General features: G+C 67.3%; 20 protein-coding genes. 3 read left to right on the plus strand and 17 right to left on the minus strand.

What is annotated here, in order from left to right; all coding sequences use genetic code 11:
- The first annotated feature begins 6 nt into the window (after positions 1 to 6).
- Together FHT19_RS20905 and FHT19_RS20910 are read left to right on the plus strand one after the other, a co-directional pair.
- Entirely contained in the window at positions 7 to 1,272 is a 1,266-nt protein-coding gene (locus FHT19_RS20905) for an N-succinylarginine dihydrolase (protein ID WP_169476664.1), read from the plus strand.
- A gap of 224 nt (positions 1,273 to 1,496) precedes the next feature.
- On the plus strand, positions 1,497 to 1,751 hold the full coding sequence (locus FHT19_RS20910) for a hypothetical protein (RefSeq protein WP_168556399.1): 255 nt from the start codon (positions 1,497 to 1,499) through the stop codon (positions 1,749 to 1,751).
- Positions 1,752 to 1,787: 36 nt separating this feature from the next.
- On the opposite strand, the gene FHT19_RS20915 is transcribed toward FHT19_RS20910, so the two are convergent.
- From FHT19_RS20915 to rplU, 3 genes are all read right to left on the minus strand, one after another.
- Positions 1,788 to 2,366 (minus strand): GNAT family protein, encoded by a 579-nt coding sequence (locus tag FHT19_RS20915; RefSeq protein ID WP_169476665.1) that lies wholly within the window; start codon positions 2,364 to 2,366, stop codon positions 1,788 to 1,790.
- 226 nt (positions 2,367 to 2,592) lie between these two features.
- Positions 2,593 to 2,862 (minus strand): 50S ribosomal protein L27, encoded by a 270-nt coding sequence (gene rpmA, locus FHT19_RS20920; RefSeq protein ID WP_110761659.1) that lies wholly within the window; start codon positions 2,860 to 2,862, stop codon positions 2,593 to 2,595.
- Positions 2,863 to 2,885: 23 nt separating this feature from the next.
- Positions 2,886 to 3,182 carry a 50S ribosomal protein L21 gene (rplU, locus tag FHT19_RS20925; protein WP_022678098.1) on the minus strand — a complete coding sequence of 99 codons (297 nt, stop codon included), beginning with the start codon at positions 3,180 to 3,182 and terminating at the stop codon, positions 2,886 to 2,888.
- A gap of 227 nt (positions 3,183 to 3,409) precedes the next feature.
- On the opposite strand from rplU, the gene FHT19_RS20930 reads away from it, so the two are divergent.
- On the plus strand, positions 3,410 to 3,964 hold the full coding sequence (locus FHT19_RS20930) for a hypothetical protein (protein ID WP_169476667.1): 555 nt from the start codon (positions 3,410 to 3,412) through the stop codon (positions 3,962 to 3,964).
- Position 3,965: 1 nt separating this feature from the next.
- Here the strand turns inward: FHT19_RS20930 and FHT19_RS20935 are convergent, their stop codons facing one another.
- From FHT19_RS20935 to FHT19_RS21000, 14 genes are all read right to left on the minus strand, one after another.
- A complete protein-coding gene (locus tag FHT19_RS20935) occupies positions 3,966 to 4,409 on the minus strand; it encodes a molybdenum cofactor biosynthesis protein MoaE (protein ID WP_169476669.1) in 444 nt (147 codons plus the stop codon).
- 4 nt (positions 4,410 to 4,413) lie between these two features.
- The gene (locus FHT19_RS20940) at positions 4,414 to 5,229 is read right to left on the minus strand and encodes a ferredoxin--NADP reductase (RefSeq protein WP_168556395.1); all 816 of its coding nucleotides are present in this window, start codon (positions 5,227 to 5,229) and stop codon (positions 4,414 to 4,416) included.
- Positions 5,230 to 5,499: 270 nt separating this feature from the next.
- Positions 5,500 to 5,736: a MoaD/ThiS family protein gene (locus tag FHT19_RS20945; RefSeq protein WP_168556394.1), complete on the minus strand. Its 237-nt coding sequence runs from the start codon at positions 5,734 to 5,736 to the stop codon at positions 5,500 to 5,502.
- Between the two features lie 5 nt (positions 5,737 to 5,741).
- The gene (gene moaA / locus FHT19_RS20950) at positions 5,742 to 6,749 is read right to left on the minus strand and encodes a GTP 3',8-cyclase MoaA (protein ID WP_168556393.1); all 1,008 of its coding nucleotides are present in this window, start codon (positions 6,747 to 6,749) and stop codon (positions 5,742 to 5,744) included.
- Positions 6,746 to 7,537 carry an SDR family oxidoreductase gene (locus tag FHT19_RS20955; RefSeq protein WP_168556392.1) on the minus strand — a complete coding sequence of 264 codons (792 nt, stop codon included), beginning with the start codon at positions 7,535 to 7,537 and terminating at the stop codon, positions 6,746 to 6,748. The genes moaA and FHT19_RS20955 overlap by 4 nt, the downstream gene beginning before the upstream one ends.
- Positions 7,534 to 7,908 (minus strand): dihydroneopterin aldolase, encoded by a 375-nt coding sequence (locus tag FHT19_RS20960; RefSeq protein ID WP_168556391.1) that lies wholly within the window; start codon positions 7,906 to 7,908, stop codon positions 7,534 to 7,536. The genes FHT19_RS20955 and FHT19_RS20960 overlap by 4 nt, the downstream gene beginning before the upstream one ends.
- A gap of 49 nt (positions 7,909 to 7,957) precedes the next feature.
- Positions 7,958 to 8,860: a class I SAM-dependent methyltransferase gene (locus FHT19_RS20965; RefSeq protein WP_169476670.1), complete on the minus strand. Its 903-nt coding sequence runs from the start codon at positions 8,858 to 8,860 to the stop codon at positions 7,958 to 7,960.
- Positions 8,860 to 10,290 carry a threonine synthase gene (gene thrC / locus FHT19_RS20970; RefSeq protein ID WP_169476672.1) on the minus strand — a complete coding sequence of 477 codons (1,431 nt, stop codon included), beginning with the start codon at positions 10,288 to 10,290 and terminating at the stop codon, positions 8,860 to 8,862. Before thrC ends, FHT19_RS20965 begins: the two co-directional genes overlap by 1 nt.
- A gap of 55 nt (positions 10,291 to 10,345) precedes the next feature.
- Positions 10,346 to 10,984: an SURF1 family protein gene (locus tag FHT19_RS20975; protein WP_169476673.1), complete on the minus strand. Its 639-nt coding sequence runs from the start codon at positions 10,982 to 10,984 to the stop codon at positions 10,346 to 10,348.
- Positions 10,984 to 11,370 carry a DUF983 domain-containing protein gene (locus tag FHT19_RS20980; RefSeq protein WP_169476675.1) on the minus strand — a complete coding sequence of 129 codons (387 nt, stop codon included), beginning with the start codon at positions 11,368 to 11,370 and terminating at the stop codon, positions 10,984 to 10,986. Before FHT19_RS20980 ends, FHT19_RS20975 begins: the two co-directional genes overlap by 1 nt.
- 48 nt (positions 11,371 to 11,418) lie before the next feature.
- Positions 11,419 to 12,855: an ATP-binding protein gene (locus FHT19_RS20985; RefSeq protein WP_248290586.1), complete on the minus strand. Its 1,437-nt coding sequence runs from the start codon at positions 12,853 to 12,855 to the stop codon at positions 11,419 to 11,421.
- On the minus strand, positions 12,855 to 13,586 hold the full coding sequence (locus FHT19_RS20990) for a response regulator (protein ID WP_168556386.1): 732 nt from the start codon (positions 13,584 to 13,586) through the stop codon (positions 12,855 to 12,857). Before FHT19_RS20990 ends, FHT19_RS20985 begins: the two co-directional genes overlap by 1 nt.
- A gap of 18 nt (positions 13,587 to 13,604) precedes the next feature.
- Positions 13,605 to 14,333: an EF-hand domain-containing protein gene (locus FHT19_RS20995; RefSeq protein WP_169476677.1), complete on the minus strand. Its 729-nt coding sequence runs from the start codon at positions 14,331 to 14,333 to the stop codon at positions 13,605 to 13,607.
- Positions 14,334 to 14,790: 457 nt separating this feature from the next.
- Entirely contained in the window at positions 14,791 to 15,168 is a 378-nt protein-coding gene (locus FHT19_RS21000; RefSeq protein WP_169476678.1) for a VOC family protein, read from the minus strand.
- Between the last annotated feature and the right edge of the window lie 62 nt (positions 15,169 to 15,230).

Consider the following 15,230-nt stretch of genomic DNA (forward strand, 5'->3'; position numbering starts at 1 on the left):
AAGCAGATGGCAACGGTGGAAATCAACTTCGACGGCCTGGTCGGCCCCAGCCACAACTATGCCGGGCTGAGCTTGGGCAACCTCGCTTCGGCCAGTCACGCGGGTCAAGTGTCCTACCCGCGCGCGGCGGCACTGCAGGGCCTGGGCAAGATGCGGCACAACCTGGGCCTGGGACTGGCGCAGGGCCTGTTTGTACCCCTGCCCCGCCCCAACCCGGCGTTTCTGGCCCAATTGGGCCTGACGGACCGCGAGCCTGCCGACGAGGCCGAGCGCCGGCTGCGCGCCGCCGCCTGGTCGGCCAGCGCGATGTGGACGGCCAATGCCGCCACGGTCAGCCCCGCAGCCGATACCGCCGACGGGCGCTGCCATCTCTCGGCCGCCAACCTCGTCACCATGCCCCACCGCGCGCAGGAATGGCCCGACACCGTGCGCCAGTTGCGCCTGGCCTTTGCCAGCAGCGCGCACTTTGCCGTGCACGATGCCGTGCCGCCCTGTTTTGGCGACGAAGGCGCGGCCAACCACATGCGCATGGCCACCAGCCATGATGCGCCGGGCCTGGAAATCTTCGTCTATGGCCGCCCCGGTGGCGCCTTTCCCGCGCGCCAGCACGAACAGGCCAGCCGCGCCGTCGCGCGCGTCCACGGGCTCGATCCGGCCCGTTGCCTGTTTGTGGAACAGGCCCCCGAAGCCATCGCGGCCGGCGCGTTTCACAACGACGTTGTGGCCGTGGCGAACGAGCGCGTGCTGTTCACCCACGAACAGGCCTTTGCCGATCCCGAAGGCACTTATGCCGCGATTCGCGCGCGCCTGCCCGAGGCCGAGATCGTGGTCGTTCCTGCCAGCGCGGTCAGCCTGGCCGACGCGATTCGCTCTTACTTGTTCAACGCCCAGTTGCTCACCCTGCCCAGCGGGGAAATGGCGCTGGTGATTCCGCTGGAAGCCTGGGAAACGCCCTCGGTCCGCGGCTGGCTGGATACCATGCTCGCCGGCAATGGACCGATTCGCCAGGTCCTGCCGGTGGACGTGCGCCAATCCATGGCCAATGGCGGCGGGCCGGCCTGCCTGCGCCTGCGCGTGGTGGCCGATCCGGCCACGGTCGATCCACGCTTCCTGCTCGATACCGCGCGAATCGAACGGCTGGAGCATGTCGTCGCCACGCACTGGCCCGAGCAGATCGACGCGGCCGATCTGGGCCAGCCGGCGCTGGCGGCAACGGTCGTGGCGGCCCGCAACGCGTTGCTCGATGCGCTGGACCTGGGCGAACTGGCCTGAAGGCCGAACTTTCCCGACCAAGGAACTGGCCTGAGGCCACGCGCGTTGCTGTCCTGTCCCTGGATTGTCGCCCCCCTTTACAATGAAGGGCGCATTAAGGTTTAATGCGCCCGGAAACATTGGATTGGCACGAAGGTTGCGACAGCCTGTAGGGATCGCAAGCCGCCCCGGGGATGCCAGCCCCGGGGGTGGAGACCACCCGCGAAAGGGGACAAGGACAGGACATGCTCCGCAAGATCGGCCGCCTCTTCATGATCAAGAACCGCTTCGAGGCGTTTGCGGTGATCTATGCCCTGGCGCTGGGCGCCGTGGAGCGCGGACAGGCCTATCTCACGCGGTTTCCCGGCTTTGGTGGCAAGCTGCTGTTCCTGGCGACGACCTGCGCGGTGTTCATGGCAGGGGCCAAGATCCTGGATTGCTTGCGTTTCGAGCAGGAACGCGCCGCGCGCAACGCGGTGGAGGCAGAACCGCCGGCCTGACCGGCACTGCTGCCCCCGCGCGCGTTGCCGCGGGCCTCAAGCGGCGCGGGGCACGGGCACCATCGAACGGCAATCCCCGTCGCAATTGCCCGGCGGATCAAGATCGAGCGCGTAGCCGAGCGTGGGCGCCACGCCTTCACGCGCGGGGCTGGCACCCGGGCGGATTTCCCCGGTGGACCGAAAGCCGAGCTTGGCCAGGACGCGACCCGATGCCGGATTGTCGAGGAAATGGCGCGCGGCCACGCGACGATGGCCGAGCGTGGCGGCAAGGGCCAACACGGCGCGCGCCGCTTCGGTTGCAAACCCCCGCCCCCAATGCGCCCGCGCGATCCAATAGCCCAGCCGGGGTGGCCCGTTGGGGTCATGATCGTCGGGCATCAGGCCGACGCAGCCGATCAGCTGTGCACCTTCCGCACCGGGCAAAGTGACGAAGAAATGCGGGTACAGCCCGCTCTGCGCCCGTGCGGCATAGGCACGGGCATCATCGGGATGATAGGGCCAAGGCACGCGCACCAGATGGCGCACGACGGCTTCATCGTCGATCAGGCCAAACAGTTCGGCCCAGTCTTCCGGCCAGCCGGGCCGCAGGAACAGCCGCTCGCTGCGAATGAACATCGGTAGTCTCCAGTCAACCGCTCCCTTTCGCCGGATGCTTATGCACTTTCCGGTGACAAGGATATTGCGTGGTGCGCCAAGTGCTTCGGTTTTCGAGGCAAATGGCGCGGTTGCGGATGAGGGAGACAAAGAAAAAGGGAGATGGGGCAGGCCCCTCTCCCTCGTTCAGCCGGCGCGAAACCGGCGGGGCCATCCCAACAGGATGGCCCTTGGCATGACCATCCGATTACTCGGCAGCTTGCGCCATCAGGTCCACCGACACGTACTTGCGGCCAAGCTTGCCGGCGTGGAAACGCACGCGGCCGTTAGCAAGCGCAAACAGGGTGTGGTCCTTGCCCAGGCCAACGTTGGCGCCGGGGTACACGCGGGTGCCGCGCTGGCGGATGATGATGTTGCCGCCGACCACTTCCTGGCCGCCGAACTTCTTCACGCCAAGGCGCTTGGACTGCGAGTCGCGACCGTTGCGCGACGAACCGCCTGCTTTCTTATGTGCCATCTCTGCTTACTCCGAACTGGCGCTCAGGCGACCGACACGATGCGCAGCAGGGTCATCTGCTGGCGGTGGCCGTTCTTGCGGCGATAGTTGTGACGGCGGCGCTTCTTGAACACCACGACCTTTTCCGACTTGGCCTGGGCGATGATTTCCGCCGAGACGGTAATGGCCGAAGCATCGGCCAGTTCGCCATCCTTGCCAGCCAGCAGGACGTCACCGAGGGTGATGGTTTCACCGGCTTCACCAGCCAGCTTTTCCACCGCGATCTTGTCTCCGGCGGCCACCCGATACTGCTTGCCGCCCGTGCGCACAATTGCGAACATGGTTCTGCTATCCGTTTCAAATGCCTGGCCCACCAAGCACCCCGATCGGCCAATTCCGAATCGCGGACAGCGGGCAATGTGCCGGTTCCCCGCAATGATGCGAAGCCCCGGAAAGAGCGGCGCGGATAGTCCAACCGTGCCAGCATGTCAACGCCACAGCGCCGGGAAATCCGCAATGGCGCCCTGCCGGCACTGGCGAATACCGGTAACCATGCTATGGCACCGCCATGGCCTGCCTGTCCAATCGCTTCACCACCCTGCAACGGCTTTGCATGTTCGGGGCGATCGCTGCCCCGGCGCTGTTGCTGGGCGCCTGCTCACCCGATCGGGGGCGCTTTCCCTCGCTGGCGATTCGCCCGGCGGAACGGGCCTTTGGCCAGGCCCAGGCCGCCCCTGCCAATCCGGCCCCGGCCAACCCGGCACCGCTTCCCACCGATGCCAGCCTGCCCCAGCGCCTGGCGGCCATCGAAGGGCGCGCACGCGAGGCCGACAGCCGCTTTGCCGCCCTGGTGCCCGAGGCCACGCGCGCCGTTGCCCGCGCGCAGGGCACGGCAAGTGGCGGCGAAACCTGGAACCTGGCGCAGGTGGCGCTGGCGCGGCTCGAATCGGCGCGCAGTGAAACCGCCATCGCGCTGGCCGATCTGGACCAGATGGCCACCAAGGCCGAAATCACCGCGGTGGACCAGCCCGGCCCCGATGCCGAGACGATTGTCGCCGCGCGCGATGCGGTGGCGGCACGGGTGGCGCAGCAGGATGCCGTGCTGGCCCGCATCAAGGGTTGAATCACCAGCGCGCGCGGTCGGCAAAGTCCTCGTCGCGCGGTTCGATCCAGCGCCAGCCGGCTGCGGTCTTTTCCCGCTTCCAGAACCAGCTGTCGCTTTTGAGGTGATCCATCACGAAATCGGTGGCGGCAAAGGCATCACGGCGATGCCGTGCGGCGGCGGCGACCATCACGATCGGATCACTGGGTGCCATCACCCCGTGGCGGTGGATCACCAGCAGCCCTTCAAGATGCCATCGGGCCAGCGCGGTTTCGGCCAGCGCTTCCATGCCGGGCAAGGTCAGCGGCGCATAATGGCGCAGTTCCAGCGCTTCCACGCCTTCACCGCCGCGTACCTGGCCCAGAAAGCTGACGACCCCGCCCGCGCTGCCAAACCGCCCGGTAAAGGCGGAAAGCAGCGCGGCGGGGTCGAATGCCGCATCGGTCAGACGAACGTCTGCCGTCATGCCATCAGCCGACGAACGCGCGTTCGATAACGAAGTCGCCAGGCTTGGCATTGGAGCCTTCGACAAAGCCCAGGCCTTCGAGCAGGGCGGCGAAATCCTTGATCATTTCCATCGAGCCGCACAGCATGACGCGGTCGGTGGCCGGATCGAGCCTGGCCTCGCCCGGAATGCCCTCGAACAGCGCGCCGCTTTCGATCAGCTTGTCGATGCGCACGTTGTTCTTGAATGGCTCACGCGTGACGGTGGGCACATAGTGCAACTGCTGCGCAGCCTGCTCGCCCACCAGCGGATCCTCGGCAAAGCCGCTCGACAGTTCCTCGTGGAACGCCAGTTCGCTGACCTTGCGCACCGAATGCACCACGATCACCTGCTCGTAGTATTCATAGACATCGGGATCGCGCGCCAGCGACAGGAACGGCGCAAGGCCGGTGCCGGTGGACAGCATGAACAGCCGCTTGCCCGGCAGCAGCGCATCGGTGACGAGCGTGCCGGTGGGCTTCTTGCCGAGGTAGATCTGGTCGCCGGGCTGGATCTTCTGGAGGCGCGAGGTCAGCGGGCCATCGGGCACCTTGATCGAGAGGAATTCCAGTTCCTCGGCCCAGGCCGGGCTCGCCACCGAATAGGCGCGCAGCAGCGGGCGGCCATTGTCACCCTGCAGGCCGATCATCACGAATTCGCCCGAGCGGAAGCGGAACGAAGCCGGGCGGGTGATGGTGAAGCTGAACAGGCGCTCGTCCCAGTGCCGGACGGTGAGCACGGTTTCCACCGTGGCTGCGGCCGTGGGTTCAAGCGTGGCGACTTCCACCTGGGGCTGAGACATCGAAAGGGCTTTCCTTGGCATGCGGCCGGCAATCCGTCGCGGATCGTGGGCTTAAGGGGCCGGGCAAGCTGGCCCGGCAAGCGCCGCCCCCATACGGATTGGGGCGGCCGCTGTCAAAAACTGCCCCTGCGAAAATAGCTTTCAGGGCCTAAAGCCTTGGGCTTGTCGCTTACTGCCCGTCGACACGCTCAGGGCGAACGAAGGTGGGGGTAATCCTAAAAACCCGTTCGGGCCGGGCTTGTCGAAGCCCCTGCACCCAAACCGGCCGCCCTACCCCCCGCTCACCGGCGGCAGGAATGCCAGTTCGTCGCCCTCGCCCAGGACCATGGCTTCGCTTTCGCCCACCAGCCTGCCGTTGAGCGCCCAGCGCACGCGCTCGCCCAGCAAATCCAGCGCCAGGGCCGAATCGAGCCTGGCGAGAATGTCCGCCAGGGGCCCGGCGGGCACAGCCATTTCGGCGCAGCCCGCGCGATCTTCCAGGCGGCCGAGGAATACCAGCTTGGCCATCGCGCTCAGCCGCCGGTCATCGACATATGGCGCGATACCGCCGGCGCTGCCCCGGCACGGTCGATGACGAAGCTGTGGGCTTCCTGCTTTTCCCCCATGGCGCGGGCAAAGGCATCGGCCAGCGCGGCATCGGGATCTTGCGAACGCAAGGCCGCACGCAGATCGACGCGCCCTTCCCCGCCCAGGCACATGTAAAGCTGGCCCGTGGCAGTAACGCGCACGCGGTTGCACGTGGCGCAGAAATTGCCGGTCAGCGGGGTGATGAAGCCCAGCCGACCGCCGGTTTCGGCAATGTCGACATAGCGCGCCGGGCCGCCGCTGCTGTGCCCGTTGGGCACCAGCGTCCAGCGCTGCTCGAGATCGCGGCGCACGGCGTCGAGCGGCAGGTAATGATCGATGCGATCCTCGCCCACATCGCCCAGCGGCATGACCTCGATCAGCGTGACATCGTGCCCCTGCCCGTGGGCCCAGGCGACCAGGTCGGGCAGTTCATCCTCGTTCACGCCCTTGAGCGCGACGGCATTGAGCTTGACTTTGAGGCCCGCTGCACGCGCAGCCGCCAGCCCTTCGAGCACCTGGGGCAGGCTGTCGCGCCGGGCCAGCGCGGCAAAGCGCGCGCGGTCGAGCGTATCGAGCGAGACGTTGATGCGCCGCACGCCCGCCGCCGCCAGATCGTCGGCGAATTCGGCAAGGCGCGTGCCGTTGGTGGTAAGCGTGAGTTCCTGAAGGCCGCCCTCGCCCAGGTGCCGGCCGAGCGCGCGGACCAGGTCCACCATGTCGCGCCGCACCAGGGGCTCCCCACCGGTCAGCCGCAACTTGGTCACTCCGCGCGCGATGAAGTGCAGGCTGAGCCGATAGAGTTCCTCCAGGCTCAGCACTTCCGCCCGTGGCAGGAACGTCATGCGCTCAGGCATGCAATAGGTGCAGCGCAAGTCGCAACGGTCGGTCACCGACAGGCGAAGGTAGGTTATGGCCCGCGCGAAGCGGTCAACCAGGGGCGCGGGCGCGTTCATCTTTCCAGATATACGAAGTCACGGGGGTAGGATTCAAGGCTCGCGCCGGCATCCACGAAAAGAGTTTGTCCCGTGACGGCGCGGGCTGTCGCCAGATAGTGCACCGCATCGGCAATTTCGTCGGCGCCGGGCAGCCTTTTCAGGGGCATGATCTCTTCCAGCCGCTGCCACTGCGCCGCGTCATAGTCCTGCGTCGGCAGGATCAGGCCAGGCGCCACGCCGTTGACCCGGATGCCCGGCGCCAGAGCGCGCGCCAGCGTGCGCACCGCCGCATGCAGGGCCTGTTTCGACAGGGTGTAGCTCAACTGGTCGGGCACCGGGTTCTGCACCCGCTGGTCGAGAATGTTGACGACCGCGCCCTCGCGCGGCGCCCCAGGTCCGTCCCCGAGCGCCTGGGCAAAGGCGCGGGTCAGCAGCAACGGGGCAAACAGATTGACGCCAAAGTGCTGGTCGAGCGCTTCGGGCACGAGCGACGCGATCGTGTCGTCCTGAAACAGCGACGCGCAATTGACCAGCAGGCAAGGCGCGCGCCCGGCCCGCGCGATCACGTCAGCCAGCATCACGGCCGGAAAGGCACTGTCGCCCAGGTCTCCGGCCACCGGATAGACCGCGGCGCCCAGCCACTGCAATTGCGCGGTGAATTCGGGATCGAACGTGGCAACGTGGTGCGCGTGCAGCGCCAGGTCCCAGCCTTCGCTGGCCAGCTTGCGGGCGATCGCGGCCCCGATTCGGCGCCACCCCCCGGTGACGAGAGCGAGCGGGCGCGCCTCGCTCGTGTCCCCGCTCATCCGCGCCGTGCGCGGGTGAGCGTCATGCCGATGTCTTCACCAGCCTGGCTGATCGCCAGCTTCACGATCTTCACTTCCACTTGCTTCACGCGCGCATCCTGAACGAACAAGGTTTCACAGATATGGTCTGCAACCGATTCGATCAGTTGGAAATGCACATCTTTGGGCAAACCGTCGCTGGCGGCGTGCTTGAGGTCCATGTAGTTCTTGCTGGCGTTGAGTGGACAATCGGCCGTGTAGCGATCCTGCGGGTTGAGCCACGCCCGGATGGAAATCCGCAAGGGCTGCGGACGGCCGGTCTCCTCCGAATAGATCCCGGTCAGGACATCGGTTTCGACATTGGCGACTTCGAGGATCAGGCTGTCAGACACGCGCGCGCCCTTGGCACTTGGCGGCGCGAATGTCCAGCATCAGCCGCGCTTATGGGGTATTCCGCCAGCGCGCGAAGATCGCCGTGGGCAGCACGCGCCCGCCCGGCCCTTCCTCGGCCCCCTCTTCGGCAATGCCCAGGTCACCATGCTCGATCGTGCCGGGCAGGTGCGCCAGCGCCTCGGCGAGCAGGCCGCCGATCGCCAGGCTCGACATGCGCACGGCATAGACCGTGAGGAACAGGAAGCGGCTGTTTTCATCCAGCAGCTTGGCGCAATCGGCGATCAGGCCGGGCAGGCTTTCTTCCAGCCGCCACACTTCCCCTTCCGGGCCGCGCCCGAACTTGGGGGGATCGAGAATGATCCCGTCGTAGCGCCTGCCGCGACGCACTTCACGCGCAGTGAACTTGGCCGCATCATCGACGATCCAGCGTACGGGCCGCGCGTCCATGCCCGAAAGCGCCGCGTTGGCCCGTGCCTGCGCCACCGATTTCTTGGATGCGTCGACATGGGTCACCGGGCCGAAGCGCGACAGCGCCAGGGTGCCCACGCCCGTATAGCCGAACAGGTTGAGCGTGGCGGCATCATCGCGGCCATCAAGCTGCGAGCCCATCCAGTCCCACACCGGGGCCATGTCGGGAAAAAAACCGAGATGGCGAAACGGCGTGCACGAGGCGGTGAAGCGCACGTCATTCCACGCCAGCGGCCAGCCTTCGCGCGGGACAGGCCGATCGAATAGCCAGCGGCCGCCGCCGTCCTCGTCGGAACCGGGCACGAATTCGCCATCGGCCTGCCAGTCGGCCAGCGCGGGCGCCCACATGGCCTGCGGCTCCGGACGAATGAAGCGATGTGGGCCATAGCGCTCCAGCTTGCGCCCATGGCCCGAATCGATGAGGGCGAAATCCCCCCAGGGCGATCCCACCATCAGTTGCGGCTGGAGCGTGAGAGCCGCCATCAGCCGTTCTTCTGGCCGGTCTTGAGCCCCGTCTTGGGCGTCGCGCGCGCAGCGACATAGGCGGAAACCGCCTCATAAGTGCCGGGCAGGTGGTCGCAACGCTCCTCGCGGTCGAACAGGTCGCCCACCCGCGCGGGCAACGGCGGGCGCACACCGGTGGCGCGTTCCACCGCATCGACGAACTTGGCCGGATGGGCCGTGGCCAGCGTCACCACGGGTACGTCGGCGGGCAGATCGTCGGCCACGCGCGCGGCATGCAGGCCGATCGCGGTGTGCGGATCGAGCACTTCGCCGGCCGCTTCATAAGCCCAGCGCATCGTCTGGGCCATTTGCGCCGGATCGCAACGCGCGCTGGAAAACAGCGAACCGATCGCCTCGCGCTGGGCATTGGTGAGTTGCAGCGCCTTGGTCGCATCGAACTGTTGCATCTGCGCGGCGAGCACGCCGGCATCGCGGCCGCAGGCGTCGAACAGCAGGCGCTCGAAGTTGGAAGAGACCTGGATGTCCATCGACGGCGCGGCCGTGGGCGTCACGGTGCTGGCCGAATAGTCCCCTGCCGAGAGCGCGCGGTGCAAAATGTCGTTGATGTTGGTGGCCACGATCAGCCGCTCTACCGGCAGGCCCATGCGGGCGGCGACATAGCCGGCGAACACGTCGCCGAAATTGCCGGTGGGCACCGAAAACGCCACCTTGCGGTGCGGGGCGCCCAGTTGCAGCGCGGCGGCAAAGTAATAGACCACCTGCGACATGAGCCGCGCCCAGTTGATCGAATTGACCGCGGCAATGCCGAACGTGCCGGTCATCGCGGCATCGTTGAACATGCGCTTCACCATCGCCTGCGCGTCGTCGAAACTGCCGTCGATGGCGATGTTGTAGACGTTGGGCGCGATCACCGTGGTCATCTGGCGGCGCTGCACGTCGGACACGCGGCCTTCGGGATGGAGCATGAAGATATCCACCTTGGCGCGGCCGGCCACGGCATCGATCGCGGCAGAGCCGGTATCGCCCGAGGTGGCGCCCACGATGGTCAGGTGATCCTCGCGCCGGGCCAGGAATTCCTCGAACAGCAGGCCCAGCATCTGCAGCGCCACGTCCTTGAACGCCAGGGTGGGGCCATGGAACAGTTCGAGCACCCAGTGGCGTTCGTCCAGCTGCTTGAGCGGGGTGACGCCGGCATGGGCAAAGCGGCCATAGGCGGTGGCCGTCAATTCACGCAGCCGCTCGGGCGAAAGGCTGTCACCCACGAAAGGCGCCATGATCCGCGCGGCCAGCTCGGCATAGGGCAACCCGGCCATGGCGGCGATTTCTTCGTGGCTGAACTGCGGCCAGGCTTCGGGAACGTAGAGGCCACCGTCGGACGCAAGGCCCGCCAGCGTGACGCCTTCGAAATCGAGCGAGGCGGCCTGCCCCCGCGTGCTGACATACTTCATCGCCAATCCCCGTGTGCCGCGCGCTGCGTGCCCGCCGCCAGTGTTGGTGGGGCGCCTAGCCTTCCGGGGCGGATGTGACAACCACTCGCGAAGCTTTCACCGGTCCGTCTTTCGCGCGCCGGCGCAGGGCGAGCGGATAGATCACCAGGGCCACGGCGGCGAACAGGAACCATTGCACAGCATAGGCCAGGTGGTTGTTGGGAATGTCAGACGGGTCGGGCTGGGCGTTGGCATCGAGCCCGGCCAGCGGCGGATCGGCGATCAGGCGGGTGATCTTGTGGAACGGCGCGATTCGGCCCGTCACGCGGCCGCCGCCCCATTCCGGCGGGTGCGGATCGCGCGACCAGCCAAGCTGGACCAGCGCCGGCGTGCCATCGGCCGTTTCACAATGCGCGATATGGACATAGCCGCTGTCCCCGCCCGCGTTGCGGCCGGCCACCGAATCCCACAAGCCCGGCTGCACCCGGCAATCGAACCTGGCCCGGCGATAGAGCACCGCGCTGCCATCCCCTGACACCGGAAACGCCACCTGCGCGGGATTCACGAGCGCGGCGGCATAGCGAGCCAGCAGGTGTTCCTTCTGCGCCTTGCGCTGCAATTGCCAGAAACCCAGGCCGATCATCGTGGCAACCGCCAGCAGCACGACGATCGTGGGTAGTACGGGAAGCCGGAACGGCGCGGGCCGGTGGGGCATCAGCGCTGCCCGCGCGGGGCCACGCGCGCCGCCAGCACGGCCGCCCGCGTGGCACGCACGGCAAGGCCCACCAGCAAGGCGCTGGCCGGCCCCCACACCACGGGATAGACCCACAGCGGCAAGCGCCAGATATCGTCCACGCGCAGTGCGGAAAAAACCAGCAGCGCCAAAAGCGGAATGACCACCGGATAGAGCGCGCGGCCGCTGGCCTCGTGCACGGCCAGGGCCTCGCCGCAGGTGCGGCAATGATCGGCGAGCTTGGGGGGCTCCCACACGCGGCCGGCCCAGACCATGCCTGGCGTGCCGCAAGCCGGGCATGTCCCAGCGCGCGCCACCTGCCACCAGCCGGGCCCGTTTGCCGGCCCGCTACCGCTGCTATCGTTCATGGCCGCCGGGATAGCGCCGTGGCGCGGCGGGGTCCAGCGGGCAAAGGCTCAGGCCGCCAGCGGCAGGCACAGCGTCGCGGTAAGGCCGGTGATGCGGCCAGCCTCCCAGCGATTGGCAAGAACCAGCGAGCCGCCGTGCTGGTCGGCAATCGCGCGCGCCAGGGTCAGGCCCAGGCCGGTGCCGCCCGTGGCCGTGTTGCGCGAGGCTTCCAGCCGGGTGAACGGCTCCATCATGCGCAGGATATCGCCTTCGGGAATACCAGGGCCATCATCCTCGATGCGCAGCACCGCCTCGGCCCCTTCGCGCGCCAGCGAGACGCGCGCGCGCTGGCCATAGCGCAGGGCGTTGGACACCAGGTTGCGCATCGCACGGCGCAGCCAGGTGGCGCGCAGCGGCAAGACGATGCGCACGGTGTCTTCCAGCGTCACGTCCTCGCCCATGTCCTCGTATTCGCCCATCACATCGGCGACGAGCGCGGAAAGCTCGGTGGTTTCAAGCGGGTCGGACGGGCGCCCGACGCGAGCGAGCGAGAGAATGTCGTCGAGCGAACGATTGATGTCCTCGATCGTGGCGGCCATGCGCGCCCGTTCGGTATCATCCTCCACCGCCTCGATCCGCACGCGCAGCGCGGCGAGCGGGGTCTTGAGATCGTGGCCGATCGCGCCCAGCATCACGTCCTTTTCATCGAGCAGGGCAATGATGCGCCCTTCCATGGCGTTGTGCGCCACGATCAGGCGGCGGATGTCATCCGGTCCCTCGGGTTCCAGCTGGCCATCGGCACTGCGTTCGCGGGCAAAGGCTTCTACCCGGCCGGTCAAGGCCTTCAGGGGACGGGCGATGCGCCGCAGGATCAGCGCGACCGCCCCTACCAGCACGAGATAGAGCAGCACCGTCTGCATCAGCAACGACAGGATCACCTGGCGTTCGTTGGCCGGGGCCAGGATGCGCGCGGTCAACCACGTGCCGTCGGGCCGCTGGATCGAGGCGATGATCAGGCGCGCATCGGGGTGATGGTCGCCATAGCTTTCCAGCCGCTTGCTGACATTGCCGAACCACGGCCCGACGATGGCATCGGTGCGGGGATCGCGCTCCACCACCAGCACCTGGCGATGGACAAGCCCCTGGGTGTCGAGCACGTCGTGCAGCGCACCGGCCACGTCGTCGCGCTGCCGGTCCCCAGCCTGTGCGGGAGACTGCGCATCCACCCGCACGCGCAGGGGGCGCGGCAGGCGCCAGATGTCATCGGGCGGTGGCGGCCCATGCGGCCGGCCGTCCGGGCCATGGCTGTCGCGCGGGGGCTGGCCGATCAGGCGGAAAGCCGCCTCGTTGACCGTCAACTGCACGCGCCGCTCGTTCTGCTCGCGCCAGATCAGCCCGGCCGAAAGCCCCTGCGCCACCAGCAGCGCCAGGGCGATGGCCAGCAGCATCTGCCCTTGCAGGCTGCGTGGGGTGCGCGAAAGCGTCCAGGCGGGAAAGCGCCACATCAATCGCGGCCCGCCACCTTGCGCACTTCGGCCGCAAGCATGTAGCCACCCCCCCAGACCGTCTGGATCAGTTGCGGATTGCGGCTGTCTTCCTCGATCTTGCGACGCAGGCGGCTGATCTGGTTGTCCACCGCGCGATCGAACAAGTGCGCTTCGCGGCCCTGGACCATATCGAGCAGGCGATCGCGATCGAGTACCTGGCGCGGATGATCGAGAAAGGCCATGAGCAGGCGGAACTCGGCCGAGGAAATCGCCACGACCGCGCCCTCGCGGTCGGTCAGCCGGCGTTTGAGCGGATCGAGCGTCCAGCCTTCGAATTCATAGACTAGGGCTTCGGGCGCCTCGGTCGCCACGCGCGCGCTGCGCCGCAGGACCGACCGGATGCGCGCCACCAGTTCGCGCGGGTCGAACGGCTTGACCACGTAATCGTCGCCGCCAATTTCCAGGCCGACGATGCGATCGGTGGATTCGCCCTTGGCAGTGATGAAGATCACCGGCAGCGCGCGGCTTTCCGCCAGATGGCGGCACAGCGACAGGCCATCTTCGCCCGGCATCATGATGTCGAGCAGAACGAGGTCGAACGTATCGGCTGCGATGCGCGCGCGCGCTTCCACCGCATTGCCGGCCTGGGTCACGGCAAAGCCCTGGCGGACCAGATAGTCCGCCAGCACTTCGCGCAAGGCCGCTTCGTCATCGACCAGCAGGATGCTGGTTGCCGCTGCTTCACTCATGCCCGAATGGCCCGATGGTCAGTTGCCAGCCGGTGGCGGGGGCGGCGGCATGTCGTCGCCGTCACCCGGAGGGGGCGGCGGGCCATCCATGCGTTCGCCATCGCGGCCGCGCGGGCCGCCCTTGTGGGGCCCGTGCGGTCCGCCGTTGCGGCCGAACGCGGCGCGGATTTCATCGCGGGTAAGCTTGCCATCATGGTTGGTGTCGGCCTTGTCGAATTGAGACTTGACCGCCGCATCATACGCAGCGCGGGTGACGGCGCCATCCTTGTCGCGCAACGCATCGTGCAAAACCGGCCCCAGCAAGCCCATTCCTGCGGGCCGCGGCGGCATGCCAGGGCGGCCATCGCGCGAGCCCGGCCCGTCGCTGCCGGGCGGCGGCGGGGGCGGCATGGCGCCATCAGGCCCCGGATGCGGGCCGTGGCCCGGCTTCATGGCGCGATGGTGGGCGAGGAATTCGTCGCGGCTGATCACGCCATCATGGTTGGCATCGATGGCATCGAACCGCTCGATCAGGCGCGCATCGCGATCTGCCTGGTCGATCTTGCCATCCTTGTTCACGTCCATCCGCTGCCACAGGGCGTCTGCCTGGGCCTTGGCATCAGCCCAGGTGATCGTGCCATCGCCATTGGGACCGCCGGCAAAGCGGGCCGGATCGGCACCAGGGCCGGCCGGGGCAGCGGCGCAAAGCACACCGGCACCCGCCACGGCGACAACCGCCGTAGACAGACCGAGCACGAGTTTCTTCATTTCGGCAAGCTCCCGAAGAATTCAGGCCGTTCGCCATCGAGGGCGCGACGGCAGGCGTAAGGGGGATGAGGAAGCTGCGGCGCCGCCTTGCCGAAAGAGGCTAGGGACTAAGGGGGGAGGGACACCCCTTCCGGCCGTGGGGACTGAGGTGGCGGGCACCGCAGCTTCCATGTCCCAATATATAGTCGGCGGATGTCGCGCGATTATGTCGGCGCAGGGGGTATTTTGTCGCCAATTGTCGCATGGTGTTGCTGGCGCCCCAGGCAGCGGAACAGCTGCATCATTTTATATATAAATCAAATCTTTAAAATTATAAAAGCGGCGATATCCGGCCGGTGATGCGGGGTTGCCGGCCGCATTTCCCAGGCTTGGGTGCAATTCGGCTGAAACATGGCCGATACATTCGCGACAGGCCGGGATCGGCCCGGCCTGCGCCCGAACGCTTCGTATGCCGCGCTTATTCCGTGCCCATCACGAAGGCGTTGAGCTTGTTGCCATCGGGATCGCGGAAATAGGCGGCATAGAAACCGCCTTCGCCGCGTGGCCCGGGTGCGCCTTCGCACACGCCACCATTGGCCAAGGCCAAGGCATGCAACCGATCGACCTGCCCGGGGTCCTTGGCCTCGAACGCGACCATCACGCCATTGCCCACGGTGGCAGGCTGGCCATCGAACGGCGTCATCAGCGCCACGCCAGCCGCGCCGCCTGCCGTCCCCCAGGCGATCGCCCCCGGCCATTCGTACATGCGCCCCGTGCCCAGTTCGGCCGACAGCGCATCATAGAACGGCGCGGCGCGCGCCAGGTCGTTGGTGCCCAGAGTCACATAACCGATCATCGTCGTTCTCCCTGCCGCGAATCGCGACAAAGAGAACGTACCATGAACGATGCGCCCATCAA

This window comes from Novosphingobium sp. SG919 (assembly GCF_012932495.1).
GTDB classification, from domain to species: Bacteria; Pseudomonadota; Alphaproteobacteria; order Sphingomonadales; family Sphingomonadaceae; genus Novosphingobium; species Novosphingobium rhizosphaerae.